This is a genomic window from Pseudoalteromonas sp. CH_XMU1449-3 (assembly GCF_037027245.1).
GTDB lineage: Bacteria > Pseudomonadota > Gammaproteobacteria > Enterobacterales > Alteromonadaceae > Pseudoalteromonas > Pseudoalteromonas shioyasakiensis.
Genome location: NZ_JAYMDY010000010.1, coordinates 112380 through 129306 on the forward strand (window position 1 = coordinate 112380; position 16927 = coordinate 129306).

Annotated in this window: 11 protein-coding genes; 9 read left to right on the top strand and 2 right to left on the bottom strand. The window is 37.2% G+C overall.

Translation table 11 applies throughout. The features are described from left to right. Positions 1-198: 198 nt before the first annotated feature. The 7 genes from WA256_RS13705 (at position 199) to WA256_RS13735 (ending at position 12969) form a co-directional block, all read left to right on the top strand. Positions 199-2310 carry a two-component system response regulator gene (locus tag WA256_RS13705; protein WP_335992316.1) on the top strand — a complete coding sequence of 704 codons (2112 nt, stop codon included), beginning with the start codon at positions 199-201 and terminating at the stop codon, positions 2308-2310. Continuing rightward, the gene (locus tag WA256_RS13710; protein ID WP_335992319.1) at positions 2301-3224 is read left to right on the top strand and encodes a GGDEF domain-containing response regulator; all 924 of its coding nucleotides are present in this window, start codon (positions 2301-2303) and stop codon (positions 3222-3224) included. The genes WA256_RS13705 and WA256_RS13710 overlap by 10 nt, the downstream gene beginning before the upstream one ends. Before the next feature lie 83 nt (positions 3225-3307). After that, the gene (locus WA256_RS13715) at positions 3308-4576 is read left to right on the top strand and encodes an ABC transporter substrate-binding protein (RefSeq protein WP_335992323.1); all 1269 of its coding nucleotides are present in this window, start codon (positions 3308-3310) and stop codon (positions 4574-4576) included. Between the two features lie 9 nt (positions 4577-4585). Next, entirely contained in the window at positions 4586-6844 is a 2259-nt protein-coding gene (locus WA256_RS13720) for a hybrid sensor histidine kinase/response regulator (RefSeq protein ID WP_335992327.1), read from the top strand. A 1-nt stretch (position 6845) separates the two neighbouring features. Beyond that, entirely contained in the window at positions 6846-10319 is a 3474-nt protein-coding gene (locus tag WA256_RS13725) for an ATP-binding protein (RefSeq protein WP_335992330.1), read from the top strand. A gap of 238 nt (positions 10320-10557) precedes the next feature. Beyond that, complete coding sequence (locus WA256_RS13730; protein ID WP_335992333.1) at positions 10558-12174, top strand: TIGR04141 family sporadically distributed protein; 1617 nt, start codon at positions 10558-10560, stop codon at positions 12172-12174. Positions 12175-12777: 603 nt separating this feature from the next. Beyond that, positions 12778-12969, top strand: a complete 192-nt coding sequence (locus tag WA256_RS13735) for a hypothetical protein (RefSeq protein WP_335992336.1) — start codon at positions 12778-12780, stop codon at positions 12967-12969. Between the two features lie 78 nt (positions 12970-13047). Here WA256_RS13735 and WA256_RS13740 read toward each other — a convergent pair whose 3' ends face one another. Further along, positions 13048-14679, bottom strand: coding sequence for a tyrosine-type recombinase/integrase (locus WA256_RS13740; protein WP_335992340.1), 1632 nt, complete (start codon positions 14677-14679; stop codon positions 13048-13050). A 272-nt stretch (positions 14680-14951) separates the two neighbouring features. Between WA256_RS13740 and WA256_RS13745 the strand changes: the two genes are divergently transcribed. Both WA256_RS13745 and WA256_RS21055 read left to right on the top strand, forming a co-directional pair. Next, entirely contained in the window at positions 14952-15206 is a 255-nt protein-coding gene (locus WA256_RS13745) for a YfhL family 4Fe-4S dicluster ferredoxin (protein ID WP_062565833.1), read from the top strand. Between the two features lie 108 nt (positions 15207-15314). Then, positions 15315-16634: a methyl-accepting chemotaxis protein gene (locus WA256_RS21055; RefSeq protein ID WP_442961439.1), complete on the top strand. Its 1320-nt coding sequence runs from the start codon at positions 15315-15317 to the stop codon at positions 16632-16634. A gap of 31 nt (positions 16635-16665) precedes the next feature. Here WA256_RS21055 and WA256_RS13760 read toward each other — a convergent pair whose 3' ends face one another. Next, complete coding sequence (locus WA256_RS13760; RefSeq protein WP_062565831.1) at positions 16666-16917, bottom strand: TIGR03643 family protein; 252 nt, start codon at positions 16915-16917, stop codon at positions 16666-16668. Positions 16918-16927 lie beyond the last annotated feature (10 nt).

Genomic DNA, 16927 nt, shown 5'->3' on the forward strand with positions numbered 1-16927 from the left:
TTAGAAACTGTTGAAGGTGATTGCGACTTTAATATTTTCTTATGCTCTGAATATGCTGTTTTCTGGCAAAGTAAATCAACCTCAAAAACTACTAAAAAAAACTAAAAGTAATATTTTAAGACTAATAAAAAAGTGTGTCGCAAATTTACTGTTTTAGCGTTATTGTTAGTAGGTACAAAGTATTGAGGGGAACCCTAAATGGACAATTGCAGTGTTCTAATCATTGATGATGAAGAAATTAATACCTTACAGCTGGAGCATGCTTTAGAAGGAATTGGAGATATTTCAACTTCTAACAACAGCTCTGAAGCAATACTGCTGATTGAAAAAATTAGACCAGACATTTTGATTCTTGATTTAGAAATGCCTAAAGTCAGCGGTTTTGACATTTTAGAAGTGATACAGCAAAAGCCTATTTTGGCACATATTAGAACTGTTGTTATTACGTCTCACAGCGATCCTGCGATTGAAGAAAAAGCCTTATCTTTAGGCGCGATAGACTTTATTTCTAAACCGCTAAACCTCAGACTTTGTCGAATTCGTATTGAAAATCATATAAAAATAAGAACGCAAGAAAAGGTATTACAGCTAACACAAGAAGAACTATTTGCTGAAAAAGAGCAGTTAAGAATTACGATAGATTCGATTGCGGATGCAGTTATTTCTACTGATAAAAACGCAAATATTGTATACATGAACCCTGTAGCACAAAGACTAACAGGATGGTCACAAACTGCAGCAAAAGGTCGCCATATTGAAGAAGTCATGAAGTTATGCGACGCGACAACTAAAATACCGTCCATTAACCCTTTATCTGTTGCTTTAAAAGAAAATAGACCTGTCGCCATGGCTTTAAATACGCAATTGATTAGTAAGCAAGGAATTGAACATCGAGTTGAAGACAGCGCAGCTCCAATTCTTGATAAAAACCATAATCAATGCGGCGCTGTTATGGTATTTCAAGATGTGAGCGAAGCCTTAGCTATGTCGATGCAGATGACATATCTATCTCATCATGACCAGTTAACATCATTACCAAATCGAGTGTTACTTCACGATAGACTTACGCAGGGTATTGCTAGGGCTGCTTTTAATGACACTAAGTTAAGCTTAATGTTACTTGATCTAGATAAGTTTAAGTTTATTAATGATGCCTTAGGGCACCATATCGGTGATGAGATAATTGCACATATTGGTCACAGCTTGGATCGATTCGCATGTAACGATATTACAGTCGCACGTGTTGGGGGAGATGAATTTGCACTCGTTGTTCCTCACTCGGCTAATTCTTTAAGTTTAGAGCCACTGGTTAATCAGGTTCTTAATGTTATTGGTAAGCCTTTCAGGTCAGGTGGTGAGCAGCATGTTCTTTCAGCAAGTTTAGGCATAAGTGTGTACCCTGATGATGCATCAAGTGTAGAAGAAATGCTTCGCCATGCAGACTCCGCAATGTACAAAGCAAAAAACGAATCTGCTAATAGTTACTTCTATTTTAGTGATGATTTACAGGTTGAAATGAATAGGCGTCTTGAGGTTGGAAATAAACTAAGAAAGGCATTAGATGAAGATGATCTCGACGTTCATTATCAACCTAAATATGATTTAAACACTGACACACTGATTGGTGTAGAAAGCTTAGTTCGTTTAAAAGATGGGCAAGGTGGCTTTATTTCTCCTGTTCACTTTATTGAATATGCAGAAGAAACGGGGCTTATTTTTCGCTTAGGAGAACAAGTTCTTGAAAAGAGCTGTATTGCAGCGAAAACTTGGCTTGATAAAGGTCTGCCTATTAAAGTAGCAGTAAATATATCTGCTAAACAATTCACAGATACTAAACTTGTAGATACTGTTGCCGAAATTCTTGAAAGAACCCAATTACCAAGTCGTTATTTAGAGTTAGAAGTGACAGAGTCGGCCTTAATTGAAAACTTTGATTATACTGTAAGTCAATTAAAACTTATCTCTGGTATGGGTGTCAGTATTGCTCTTGACGACTTTGGAACTGGGTATTCCAGTCTTTCATACTTAAGGTTGTTCCCGCTAAATGTGCTAAAAATAGATCAGTCTTTTGTGCGCGATATGCTTAACGATGAGCAAGCGCTCAATATTGTAACGACTATAATTGAACTAGCTCACTCTTTAAAACTCCAAATTGTGGCTGAAGGGATTGAAACTTTAGAGCAAAAAGATCGACTGCAAGAGCTTGGCTGTCAAATAGGCCAAGGTTATTTACTTAGTAAACCATTGAGATTCGACAACGCTGATAAACTAATTCAAACCAGTAAAGCTGAAGGAATATTATGCCCTTAAGTTTAAAACCATTATCACAATGTAAAGTATTCATTGTTGATGATGATGAGATGGTCAGGTTAAGTCTAGGTGTTATTTTAGAGGATCATTTTTCCGTGGATGCATACTCTTCTGGTCAGGCTGTTTTAGAAGCCTGTGAGGATTTACTTCCAGATTTGATTTTACTAGATATTAATTTACCGGATATAAGTGGTCTGGATATTTGTAGGCGACTTAAGGCTAAAGCTACATTCGAAAATATCCCAATAATTTTCATCACTTCGACTTACGATACAGAGTGTCAAAATGCATGCTGGGAAGCCGGAGCTACCGATTTTATTGGTAAACCCATCACAGCATCCACGTTGATACATCGTACAAAAAATCACTTAGAGAATAAGCTTCGATTAGAAAAACTAATAGAGCTTACCTATAAAGATCCATTGACAGGCTTATTTAATCGGCACTATTTAGACCTTGAAGTTGCTAATGTTTTTAAACAAACTTCAAGAGAGAAGAAATCGTTCAGTTTGCTAATGCTTGATCTAGATTTCTTTAAGTTATACAACGATCAATACGGGCACCCTCAAGGAGATGCTTGCCTGAAACTAATTGCTGATGTTATTGAGCGTTCTATTCAACGACCTCAAGATATAGCAATACGATATGGTGGCGAGGAGTTTCTTATCATACTGCCATACACTGACTTCGAAGGTGTTAAATTCATATGTGACCGTATATCAACTGAGCTTGAGACGATTAATATCCCGCATGTTAAGTCTATTTGTGGCCGCGCGACAGTCAGTATCGGTGGGGTTATCTATGAGCATCAAAATAAGGTGAGCTTTAATGAGCTAATTAATTGCGCAGATAAGGCGCTTTATGCGGCTAAAAGTGATGGGCGAAACTGTTTTAGGCTTAGTTTTTGTGATTGATTTAGGCTTTTCTTACTGCTTTTTGTAGAAACCTCAGGAACATAGCCTATACTTTGGAGATTGTTAACTTACCAAGAAATACAATGGAACATTCCCAAAAGCGTCGAGACTTTCTAAAAACACTCGGTGTTGGTGCTGCGGCATCAACACTTGCGTTTAAAGCCCCTTATGTTTTTGCAAAGAACAAAGTAACCCTTCGTGTAATGGGAACACATGTTACGTTGCAAGAAGAGCTTAGACAAAGAGCAATGCGCGAACTAGGTATAAACATTGAGTTTTCGCCAATGGGAAGTGCCGCCGTTTTGCAAAAAGCAGCAGCAGACCCTAGTTCTTTTGATTTGTATGAGCAATGGTCTGACTCTATTAATATTTTGTGGCAAGCAGATGCTATTCAGCCAATCGAGGTTGATAGACTTGTTTATTGGGATGAAATAAACCCACTTTCCAAGACAGGCAAAATTGTACCGGATGCAAAGTTAGGTTCAGGCGATTCACCAAATAAGCTTCTTTACGCACAGCCGGATGGTTCGTTACGAGAAACACCATCCAAATTAATTAGCTTCATGCCTTATGTACATAATGTCGATTCATTTGGCTATAACACGAATGTTATTGAAAAAGGTATTCCCTACGAAACAGAATCTTGGGCATGGTTATTAGATGAAAAGAATAGAGGGAAAGTAGCATTAGTGAATGCACCAACAATAGGCATTTTTGACGCTGCTCTAGCTGCTCAAGCTAAAGGATTAATGAAATTTAATGATTTCGGCAATATGACTATTGCCGAGATTGACCAATTATTTGCCATTTTATTTGAAAAGAAACGGCAAGGTCATTTTTCAGGTTTTTGGACGTCAGTACCGCAATCTGTTGATTTTATGAAAACAAAAAGAGTAAATATCCAAAGTATGTTCTCACCAGGTGTCAGTGCGCTAAATGGGCAAGGCATTCCAGTAACTTATGCATCGCCAAAAGAAGGTTACAGAGCATGGCATGGAGTTATGTGTTTATCAAAAAATACCCATGGGCATGTTAAAGATGCTGCGTATGAGTATATGAACTGGTGGTTATCTGGCTACCCAGGTGCATTTATAGCAAGGCAAGGATATTACATTTCTAACCCTAGTCGTAGCCAACCGCTTATGTCTAAACCTGAGTGGAACTATTGGTATGAAGGACAAGAAGCATCAACTGACTTGAAGGGAACAGATGGAAAAGTATCTATTAAAGCAGGCGAAATAAGGGATGGTGGCAGTTATATTAAACGGTTTTCGAATATTGCGGTTTGGAATACTGTGATGCCAAATTATGACTACAGTTTAGATAAGTGGTATGAACTACTTAACGCATAAGGAAGTAAATTGTTAAGTTTTTTTTCAAAATCTCTTGCAGTCAAAATGTCGCTAGCAATGGTGCTTGTCTTAGTTGCTATGAGCACGAGTTATTTGATTATGAATCAAAGGCTTAAAACGATTGAGGACTCTTTCAATAACATTGGTAAGATTAGCAACTATGCTGTGGATATTTTAAAAATTAATAAAGATATTGTTGAGATGCAAAGGGATATTTCAGTTTATGGTGCATCAGGTAGTGCCCCCGTTTTTAAAAAAATCATGGTAAATTATGACAGTATTGAAAAGCGATTAGCTGAAATTAATGTAGGAAAAGGTGCAGAAAGTATTCAAATTCATCTTAATGGTATGGCGGAGCTTGTAAGTCGTTATGGCGCTAATTTAAAAGTACTGACACTTCGTTTTACACAACGGAATGAATTAATTGAAAAAGAATTACCCCAAGTTTATTTGAATGCAGTTTCACTTCTTGAAAATTTAAAAGCTAAGGCTACTGATACAAATGAGAAATTGTTTGTCACAGAGTATCTTAACCTATGGCACATGCTGCATCGTGATGCTTATAAATTCTTAACAAAAAAAGATTATGCCAAAAGAGCTGAAGTTGAAAAAATACTGAACTCGCTATCTAAAAACGTTGCAGATAAATCTAAATTTAAAAATATGATCGATTTGTCTAATAGCTATCGAAATACTTTTTCAAAAAGTGTTCAGGCTAATCGAAACTATTTAAGCTTAGTAAATGTAGTAATGGCTGGAGATGCAATTGAATTTAGTACGCTTGCGAATAGCTTAAAGGAAGATTCATTAACTCAGCTAAAACAAATAAAACGGGATGCTCAAAAGACGGTTTCAATGACAGAAAGCATTTTAAATGTACTTGCTTTGATAGTTGTTATTTACATTGTCTCTCTATCAGCATTCTTTCACTTGCAAATTACACGTGCGATTAAACGCTTAACAAATAGCTTCACACATTTCTTAGACGGAGATTTGGAAGCACAAATTTATGATTTAAAACGAAAAGACGAAATTGGTATTTTAGCCAAGGCAGCTAATAAGTTTAGAGAGCTAAGTAAAGACCTATCTGAAGCGAAGCAAAGCGCGGAGCATACAACAAAAGTTAAGTCAGAGTTTTTAGCAAACATGAGCCATGAAATTAGAACACCGATGAATGGTATTTTAGGCATGGCTCGCCAGATGAGCCGCACGACACTCACACAAGAACAAAGCAAAATGCTACACCTCATACAGTCTTCAGGTGCAAGCTTATTAGTGATTATTAACGACATTCTTGATTTGAGTAAAATTGAGGCTTCAAAAATTGAACTTGAGTCTGAACCAGTAGATTTAAGCTATCTTTTAGAGGAGCTAAAACACCTATTTCAGGAGCAAGCAGATAGTAAGAATATTCAGCTTTATATCTCTACAACTCCGGAAGTTGAAAAGCTGGCTTTTTTGGCCGACGAAACACGCTTAAAGCAGGTGTTGATAAATTTACTGGGTAACGCTGTAAAGTTCACAGAGAGAGGAAGCGTTTCGTTAACAGTAAACATACAAGAGATTGGGCTTGATGAAGTAAAGCTTACGTTTAATGTATCAGACACAGGGATCGGGATTGCAAGTGAGCACTTGAGTACACTTTTTGAAGCATTTTCTCAGGCAGATACGTCTATTACAAGACGTTTTGGTGGTACAGGGTTGGGCCTCACTATATCAAATAGATTATTAGATTTGATGGAAGCACCTCTACAAGTCGAAAGTGCACTAGGTGAAGGATCTCATTTTTATTTTTCTCTGTTAGCAAAGCGCACACTATCTTCAATGGACTTAGATCACAAAGATGTTTTATTAACTAAACCTAAAGAAGATATAGATTTATCTAATATCAATGCGCTTGTTGTTGAAGATAATGACATTAATCAGATAGTAATTGAAGCGATGCTTAATGAATTTAATATCACCTCTATAAATATGGCAAATAATGGTCAGGAAGCTGTTGAACAATGTGAACTAGGCGTATTTGATATCATCTTTATGGATATGCAAATGCCAGTATTAGATGGCCCCCAAGCCGCTGTAAAAATCAGAGAGTTTTCTGCTTTCAAACATACGCCAATTATTGCTTTAACTGCTAATGTATTAAGTGCTGATAAGCAACGCTGTTTTGACGCCGGAATGGATGATTATATCGCAAAGCCACTCGAGTATGACGCTTTAAGGTCTATCTTGCTAAAGTGGTGTAGAACAAATATTGAACGGACATAGTATGAATATTCATGATAAAGGTGGTGCAAGTTTTGTTGGTTCAAAGATATTTTTAACAATAGTTTCCTTTGTGTTTTGCATTTTTGGCTTATTCGCAGTTTATTTTTTTGAAGGGCACGTTAAAAATGATGTTTTAGGCTCAATTGATCAAGAGTTTTCTGAGACTCAAGAGCGCTTAAAAGAAATAGTAACTAGTTCAATTGCTGAGTCAAAATCAGATCTCCGCTTTTTATACTCGACTCCCCCCATATCTGGTTTACCAAGAGCTGAATTTAATGATGGAATTGATCCATACGATGGTACTACATACAACCAGTGGAAAGAGCGTCTAGAAACCATATTTATTGGCTTTATGGAGAATAATCTTGCTGTTGAGCAACTCCGTGTTATTGCTGTTACGGCCGAAGGTAAAGAGTTAATACGCGTGCAACGGGTAGGCGCATCTGTGGAAGCTGTGCCTGATTACTCATTGCAGGCTAAAAGTGGTGAGCCATACTTTTTACCAAGCTCTCAGCTCGAAACGAGTCAAATTTACATGTCGCCACTTACTTTAAATAAAGAATTTGGTGAAGTGGTTTTTCCCTACCAGCCAATGCTACGTTTTTCTATTCCCATCTTTAGTGATAAAGGAAAGCGGTATGCATTTTTAATTATGAATGTAAATGCGAATTCACTCATTAATAATCTTAAACAAACAGTTTTCGATTACTCTGAGTTAATCATTAGTAGCTCTGAGGGGGACTTTGTTTACCATCCTATTGAAGAATATCAATTTTCACGAGACTTAAATCCTGACATTACGTGGGATAAACTTTACAAGCAGAAAATACAATATCAGGGGCTGTATACGATAGAACCAAAACTTAACCCTGAATTACAGTTTTATGTTCATTCGGAAAAGGTACAAACGAGGCCAGGTAAAAAGTATGGGTATATAAACTTTAGTCTTCTAGTTCCTGATAAACATATAGAGGCATTGATTAATGAGAAGCGTATCATTACATACAGTTTTTTAGTTGCAGTCATAGCTTTCACCTCTGTGCTATTAATCATGTTTTATCGAAATGCGACAAGAAGTCAGTTATTAGCAGAAGCTCGCAGAGAAGCGTCTGCAATAGTTGATGGGTCAATCGATGCAATCGTTGGGTTAAATCTAGAGGGTGAGTTAACAAGTGTAAATAATACGGCGGAGCGTTTGTTATCAATTTCTAAAGTGACAGCATTAGGAAAGCAATCCAAAGATGTTGAGTTTCTTTCAAAATTACCCATCCACACCTACGTAACTGATATTCAAAGCTCTAAATCACAAATTAAAGATGAATTATCTGAACAATTTGGCGAAACAACGCTTCATTACGCTATATCTGTGAGCCCCGTTTTTTCTGAAGACAATAACTTAATAGGGCTTGCTTTAATTATTAGAGATATAACAAAAGAAAAAGATGCAGAGATAAAAGTAAAGCGATTAAACACAGAGCTTGAAGCAAAAGTTCGAAAGCGTACTCAAGCACTTGCAGAGGCCAAAGATGATGCCATTAAGCATAGCGATATAAAAAGTGCATTCATATCGAATATAAGCCATGAGCTTCGTACTCCGCTAAATGGAGTCATTGGCACTTTAAACATTTTAAAACGAGAAGAGTTGTCTGGTAAATCACGAAACCTTGTTGAAATGATGGAGCTAAGTGCGTCAAATTTAAATCTATTAATTAATGACATACTTGATTTATCAAAGATCGAAGCAGGTAAATTGGATCTAAATCTTAAAACAATCAATCTACAACTGCTAATTGAAAGGCTAGTTGAATCGAGTGCTATTAGAGCCTTTGATAAAGGGTTAAATGTATATTTAGATACCAGTGACTTAAACTGTGAGAATGTTAAAACAGATCCGCTCAGACTCACCCAAATTTTAAATAACTTAATCAGTAATGCGATAAAATTTACTGATAAAGGCTATATCAAAGTCATTGTTAGTTCTGAGCGCATATCAGAAGGTACACACAATTTAAAAGTGAAGGTCCAAGATACGGGAATAGGGATCGCGTCTAGTACACAAGGACAATTATTTGATGCGTTTCAGCAGGCAAGTACAGCAATATCAGAAAAGTTTGGGGGGACCGGACTTGGCTTGTCTATTTGTAAACAATTATGCCAATTAATGGATGGAGACATCTCTGTCAGTTCAACGTTAAACCAAGGCAGTGTTTTCACCTTCAATATTAAAGTTCGCTGCAATGCAGAAAGCATTCAGGTTCCTGTAAAATGCTACGAGAATAAAGCCATTTTGGTGGCGAGCAGTAATCCAAATATTTGGGAGGTTTTAGATAAGACAATCAGTTTGCTAGGCGGTATTGTCAGCACATGCTCTATGGCAGAGCTTGGCGCACATAAAAGCAAAGTTTTTGACTACGTGTTCTTAGACTATGAAGATGATACAACGAATAACATAGGTTCTATTATTGAAGTTTTAAGCGAAAATAACCAAAGCGCTCAGTTTATAACACTTCATCAGCCAGGAAACCCACTTCCTAAAGGTATGGCGTCAAAAGTTTCTCAAATTACAAAGCCTGCAACCCAAACAGAGCTGGTGCAAGTAGCTGGCTACGAAGTGCCAAAAAGTGACCCATTATATCTACTTTCTGAAACCAGCGGCTTTGAACTTTCAGATGATGTCATTGAGCAATTAAAAGGTTGTACGGTATTGATTGTCGACGATAACGAAATCAACATTGAAGTTGCTAAAGGCGCATTAGATGAGCTGCTTATAAATATTTTAACAGCAAGTAATGGACGAGATGCAATTGAACTTTTAAATCACTTCAACACAAGTGAGAAGCAAATAAACTGCATACTGATGGACTGCCAAATGCCAATTTTAGATGGTTATCAAGTATGTGAAAAAATACGCACAGGAAAAGCAGGAGAGTCGTTTATTGATATTCCTATCATTGCAATGACCGCAAGCGCGATGGCTGGTGAAAAGGAAAAATGCTTAGCTGTGGGGATGAGTGATTATGTGAGTAAGCCAATTGAGGCAGTTAAAGTATTAGAAAAGGTCGTCAAATGGTCATTATCAAGCTACGAGGGGCAATCTAAAGCAATTCCTCTTGCCGGAAATGAACTCAAAGAAGAAAAGCTCTGGGACCGCGAACAAGCCCTTGCACGATTATTAAATAAAGAAGTCTTACTAAACAAAATTTGTGAAGTGTTTGTTGTTAAAGCGCCTATTAAAGTGCAGGAACTAATAGAGCAACACAAACAAGGGAATAGTGAAGAGGTCCGTCAAATAGCGCATGCGTTAAAAGGGATGTGTGGTGAAATAAGCGCTAACAAATTAAGAGAGTTATTCTCTGATATTGAGGTGATAGCAGAAAAAGGTAATTTGGACATAGGCACTCAGCTAGCCTCTGTTGAACAAATGATACCTAAGTTAGTAGAGGATGTTAAAAAAAGTACAACTTCTAGCAAGTAAACTCAGCTTAAGCCTAAAAGAGGCGAGGTCTAATATCTTAAAAGAGCGTTACCACCTTATGAAATTGTATAGAGCCGTCCGACGGATCTGACACATTTTTGTTCAATTATGAGTTGTTATACCAGCAGGCCGACAGGATAAACAACAAAGGATTACGGACAGTTTACGCAATTAAAACAGCTATTTTGTCTAATCTATGAGAGTACTAGTTTAATCTTACTTATCCGGGAAGGGAGTTATGGAAAAAGTAAAGCAAAACAGAAAAGAAAAACTTTCTATCTACTTGGCGAGAGATGGGAGCAAGCCAGACTCTGATGTTATAAAGTTAGAAAATACTAAGCAACCTATTGAGCTCTACTTACCAGAAACTGAATCAGCCCGTCTTTACATCAAAAAGCAGCCACCAAAAAATTCTCCTCCTTGGACTAGATTGTTTACAACAGATGCCCAAGTTAATGCGTCTGAATTCGGTACATCTTCAAATGTAGGGGCTGTATTTGTTGTAAGAATATCAGGAGCTACATTTGTACTGTCTTTTGGCACTGGTTTTCACCTTTTAAAACAAGAGTCTATTGAGCGTGATTTCGGTCTAAAAGTGACGCTGAACTCGGTAGATCCTGACAAACTTAGAAGCCTAGACAAAGCCAGTTATGACCACAATCCATTGAATTCAAGAACTCAAAGCACACGGGATGTAGATATATTTAATCTTCATCTGGATTCTGAGATGGAGATGCTTTATGCGGTAACAGGCACATCACTTGTAAAAGAGTTTGGTAGTCATGTAACTGGCAGGGATGCTCTGACAATAGCAGTAGAAACTAACCTTTCAGATATACCCGCGATTCTTTCAAAGTCCATCAAGCAATATCGTTCTAATCTTCCAGATAAATTTAGCTGGGTAGAAAATATCAATAGGGTTCGGGATTATGACGAGATTGAAATACTAGATTTGGAACTAGATCAATACTTGAGTAGTAACAATGTTGCTAATTTCTGGTTAGGGGAGCCAGAAATAGTAGACTGGGAAGGTCAAATCGGCTATTCATTTGATATGTATCAGAAAACTCTCCGACATGTGGTTTTATCTTTCGATGACTATATAGCATACCTGAATGATGTTCCCCCCACAGTTGAGTTAATGAAGAGTAACGTTGTTCACTTAAACAACAATGAGTATCAGTCTATTAAAAGTTGGCCTGTCTACCGCTGCTTGTATGCTGAAATTAAATTTGGAAACGATCATTATATTTTAAGAAATGGAGTATGGTACAAAGTAAACTGTGATTTTGTATCAGCAGTGGATGACTACCTCAGCGATATTGACATTCATCCATTCACTTTTCCCATATATTCTCATGACGACGAGGGCGACTACAACGAGCAGGTTGCAAAGGCAAACAGCGTTTTTTGCTTGATGGATAAAAAGAATATTCAGATTGGTGGCCCATATGACAAGTTAGAGCACTGTGATTTGATAAAGGGTGGAAATGAATTTGTTCATGTCAAGTTATACAGAAGCTCGAGCACACTAAGTCACTTATTCTCTCAAGGGTTTGTTGCAGCGGAAGCGTTTATAAAAGACTCTGATTACAGAGAAAAGTTGAACCCCAAATTGCCAGCATCAATCAAATTGGCTGACCCAAAACCAAGGCCTGATCCAAGTGAGTATAGGGTGGTTTATGCAATTGCTACAACCAAAGATATACCGAAAGAGCTCCCATTTTTCTCAAAGGTGACATTAAAGAATTCTTTAAAAACTCTGCGGGCGCTAAATTACAATATTTCACTATCTAGAATAGATATTGACCAAAATTGGTTAAAGACTAAAAAGTGCAAAACAAAGAAAAGCTAATAAAGCACTGCTGTTGGAAAAATTGTCCGCTGCGCTCCAAAATTGCAGCAGAATGCGGCGTTTTGTACCAGTGAGGAGTGTTTTGAAAAAAGGACTTATCTTGATAGTGGCTTTGCTTTTTGAGAGTAATTTATGTGCATAACCGAAGATGAGGTAAATTCGTAAGAAGCGTTATTTTGACTAACCCAACAACTTTCTTCAGTCACGTTAAGAGAACTTGTGAACCTTTCGGTTCGTTTTTTTTCCATCTATTTTTTGTGGGGTGAGCAGTAAATATGGTGGAAATTAAAGCCAACCCATCATTATGTATGATGTAACTCTTTTTATAAATCAAAAAAGGTTAAATAATGTGCGTTTGAACTGATTTTGCTTAATATTTTAACTTCAAACTGATCTGACCAGTATTGCTTTATTCGTAAATTTATTTTTTTTCCATTAATAATCACCAGCTTCCGATTGGTATCGTAATTACTTGTATACACAGTAGTTTTTTAAATGTAACCTTTTTCTCGAGGTATACAGTTCAAATACGAGAGTGGTTTAGATTTGCTTTAAAAAGGCATATTTAGGCATTGTTTTTAGCTTATAATTATTAGGTTTTAAATGACTGAAGAAATAAGGGCAGCAGAAGCTGCTAAGATTCTAAATATAGGTACATCAACATTTAAGCGATATGCTAAAGAGCATAAAAATAGAGATATACTTGTTGTATTTCGTTACTCGCATAAAAATGTTACTTACTCCAAAGAGTCTGTATTAGCTTTTAAATATGCCAATAAAGCTGATGTAAGTTAATAAATTTTATTTGAATCATAACACTTTAAATTAGAGCCACTTACATAGTTTTGTGGCTCTTTATTTGGTAAATTACAACTACAAGCCCAGCTCATCAAGATATTGCTCTACTTGAGTTCGCCCAACATTGGTCAGTATTAAATTTTTAATTGTATTATTTCCAATATAGCGGCTCATAAACTGCGAATATTCGCTTTTATTGTATTTGGAGCGAATTTTTAAGCGAATTTTATCTTTAGCATTATTAGCTACTTTTCTTTCAGCTTGCTCTTTTTCTAAACGAGTTTCCCGAAGTGGTTGAGCACTCAATAATTTGACCTTAGACATAATGCTGTAGATGTGTAGTTTTAGTGCATCAAACTTTAGTTTTGTATCTGTTTGATATAGCTCATCAGACTTATCATAGCTCTCACCATTAGGGTCATCTGTTTTTCTTATATGATGAAGAAGCGAACGTGAGATTGCCTCTGCTTCTAATTTTCGATAACCACTTTTGATTAGAATATCTTTGATATTAGATTTCGCAAAACTTCTGCACATTGTGCAGAAAGCCCCATTACTTCCTTTTACATTGATTTTTTCAACATTGCCTTTTATAGCATCTATGGGGCTATAGTCCTTTATTATTTTATCAACTGACCTTTTGGCGAATGGTAATTTGGGGTTCGTTGGCCGCAAAAAAACAAATTCATCATTGCACTTGTTTTTATTTTGTTGCATCCAATTATGCTGCTCTAAAAAAATGGCCCTCATTTCTTTACTAACAGGTAACTTAAACTCTTTTTTTCCCTTCATAGCATCGGCTGGAAATGTAATAAGTGTTGGAAAAGTAGGTGAGTCGAACCACTCCCACCGAAGTAATCTTGCATTTATAGGTCTGACACCTGTTAGAATCATAAATCTAACAATATTCTTTTGGTGAATACTTCGACAGTTCTCTAAGTTAATCCACAGCTCTGCAATTGAATCTATATCGGTATATGCATTACAAGGTGAGGGTAGGCCAGCTGCTTTAGTTACGTAGCTTTTATCAATGTTGAGCAGTGGGTTTTGACCGTAATTATACTTGTTTGCAGCAAAGCGCCATATATTTTTCATAGCTGCATATAGCTCGTTTGCATACCCTTTAGATTCTTTTTCGATAATCTCATCTAAAATAGTTTCTAACTCACCTGCAGTTAGATTTGAAAATGGTCCATCGATTTTGAAATAGGACCTTAACTTCTTAACTCTCGCTAAATAGGTATTGCACGAATTTTCTCGGAACCCCTCTGGGTTTCTCTTGGTTCTGTCTTTAAGTTGCTGCTCAAATGCCCTAAATACATACTCTATACTGAACTCATCGAAAGTATCATTTTTAATATTATTAGCCTTTTGTCGAGCTACATCTAATTGGAGTTGAGGAAACTCACCAAGCTTTTGACCTTTTAAACCAGGGTTTCTTGGGAAGTGCGCATAAATAGAAACATTCCCATTTACGTTAATAACAATCCGCAAGTTATTGCTCGGCTCATATTTAGTCATGCGCTTTTCTGGAGACTTACTGCTTTTTGAGTTTTTATGCTCATTTAATCGGTAGTTTATTATTGACTTTGCAGCTGTAACACAAGATCTGAGAGTGGTTGCTGTAAAAGGTGCTTCGATTGCTTTCCATTTTTCTTGTGCCTTCGAGTACTCATCCATAGTTACCTCATTCAAAAATTTACTCATTTAATTAAAACCTATTTATTAACAGTAAGTTAGTGTTATTTGAGAGATGTGCATACACATGTCAGCAAGAATGATAAAATAGGTTCGTCTGGTAACAAATTTTAAGATTTTTGAAAATGTAACTTATTTTTTTGTGTTACATTTTTGTGTTACGGGAGCTGAACCTCAACGAGTTTTATTGAGCTAATCGAGTTTTATTGAGCTTTATTTTTTGAGACTTAATCGTACTACAGCCCTAGTAAATAAAGAGTTTTTATAGGAAAAACATAGATATGGCATTACTCATCAATAACAAATGTATTAACTGTGATATGTGTGATCCAGAGTGCCCGAATGAAGCTATTTATATGGGCGCGAAGATATATCAAATAGACCCAAATAAATGCACTGAGTGTGTTGGGCATTACGATAACCCTACATGTGTTAGTGTGTGTCCTATTGATTGCATTAAGCCAGATCCAAATCATCGTGAAACTTTAGATGAGCTGGCTGAGAAATACGTTAAATTGACCTCTCAAGTTTCTTAGTTAAATTACTTTTCTTAATTCTTTTTCCTTATTTTAAAGTAGCGCCCTGCGTTAATTGTTCTACAATTTTATGAACAACAACACGTTAATAAAAAATCAGGGCGTTTTATGTGGTTTAGTAAATCCTTACAAGCTGAAATTGATGCGTTAAAAGCTGAGCTTTATCCGCTAAAAGATCTCACTTCGGGTATTGATGAAGAGATGTTGGTGCTTAGGCTGCGTGCTGATGGCACGATGGCTTATATTAACCAGAACTTTTTAGATGAATTAGGCTACTCGCACAACCAGCTAATTGACTCGCCCTTCCAAGATATTATTACTGAACAATCTCTAAATACTGACCAATTTAAAGACTTAAAAAACGCCATTGAAAATCAGCAGCATGGAGTAGGGCACTTACAAATAACTCGCTATGATGGCAAGCTTGAGTGGCTCCGTTTGATTGCACACCCGGTACACACAGAGCAAGGCGAACTTAATTACTTTGCTATTTACGGCACTGTGCTTACCGATGCAATTTCTACTTCTCGTGAACAGCGCGACACTATAAATGCCATCTATCGCTCGATGGCGGTTATTGAGTTTGACTTAGAGGGTAAGGTTATTAACGCAAATGAACCGTTTTTAGAGAGCATGGGTTATAAAAAAGAAGAGATAGTAGGTAAGCACCATAGTATGTTTTGTGAGCCTGAACTTGCTGAGTCAGCTGAGTATGAGAAGTTTTGGCAGCGCTTAAAGCGTGGTGAGTTTGTTGTTGATCGCTTTAAACGTGTTGACCGTCATGGCAATGAAGTGTGGCTTGAAGCTTCATACAACCCCATTTCAAATGATTTTGGTGAGCTTTACAAAGTGATGAAGTTTGCCACTGTGATCACTGAGCAAGTTAATCGTGAACAGGCAATTTCCCAAGCGGCCGAAATTGCGTATGGCACATCAACAGAGACTGATAGACTCGCTCAACAAGGGGCTGAGGTGTTACAAAACACCATGACGGTGATGAATGAATTAGCCCAGCAGATGGAGCAAGCAGCCCAAGAGATTTCAGCCCTTGATAAACAGTCACAGCAAATTGCAGCCATTGTGCAAAGTATAAGTAGCATTGCGGAGCAAACGAACTTGCTGGCGCTAAACGCAGCAATTGAAGCCGCTCGTGCCGGTGAGCAAGGTCGAGGTTTTGCGGTGGTTGCTGATGAAGTCAGACAGCTTGCTTCAAGAACCTCAAAAGCCACCGAAGAAATTGTTGAAGTGGTAAATAATAATCAGTCACTTACGCAAAATACAGTAAAGGTTATTGAGCAAGGTAAGGTGAAAGCTGAGCAAGGCGTGTCTTTATCAAATGAGTCTGGTCAAGTGATGGAAGACATACAGCACGGTGCCCAGCAAGTGGTTGATGCAGTAGGGCAATTTGCTAATCAACTGAATCAGTAATCTTTTTCATACTAGGTTTAAGCCGAGTAAACTATCTATGTTTATATTGGGTTTTACAATAACCACGGGATATATCTGGATGGCGTAGTTTTAAGTGTTTGGTTTGCCTACCCGCTGCGCGTTTTCGCCAAAGTTTAAAACTCGAAGGTGTTAATTGCTCACGCATTAGCGCGATAACGTTTTTTTCGTTTAATCCAAACTGTTGGTTTATTGCTTCAAACGGGGTTCTGTCTTCCCACGCCATCTCTATGATGCGTGATATTTCATGATCTAAGTGCTGCATTTCGGCTCCT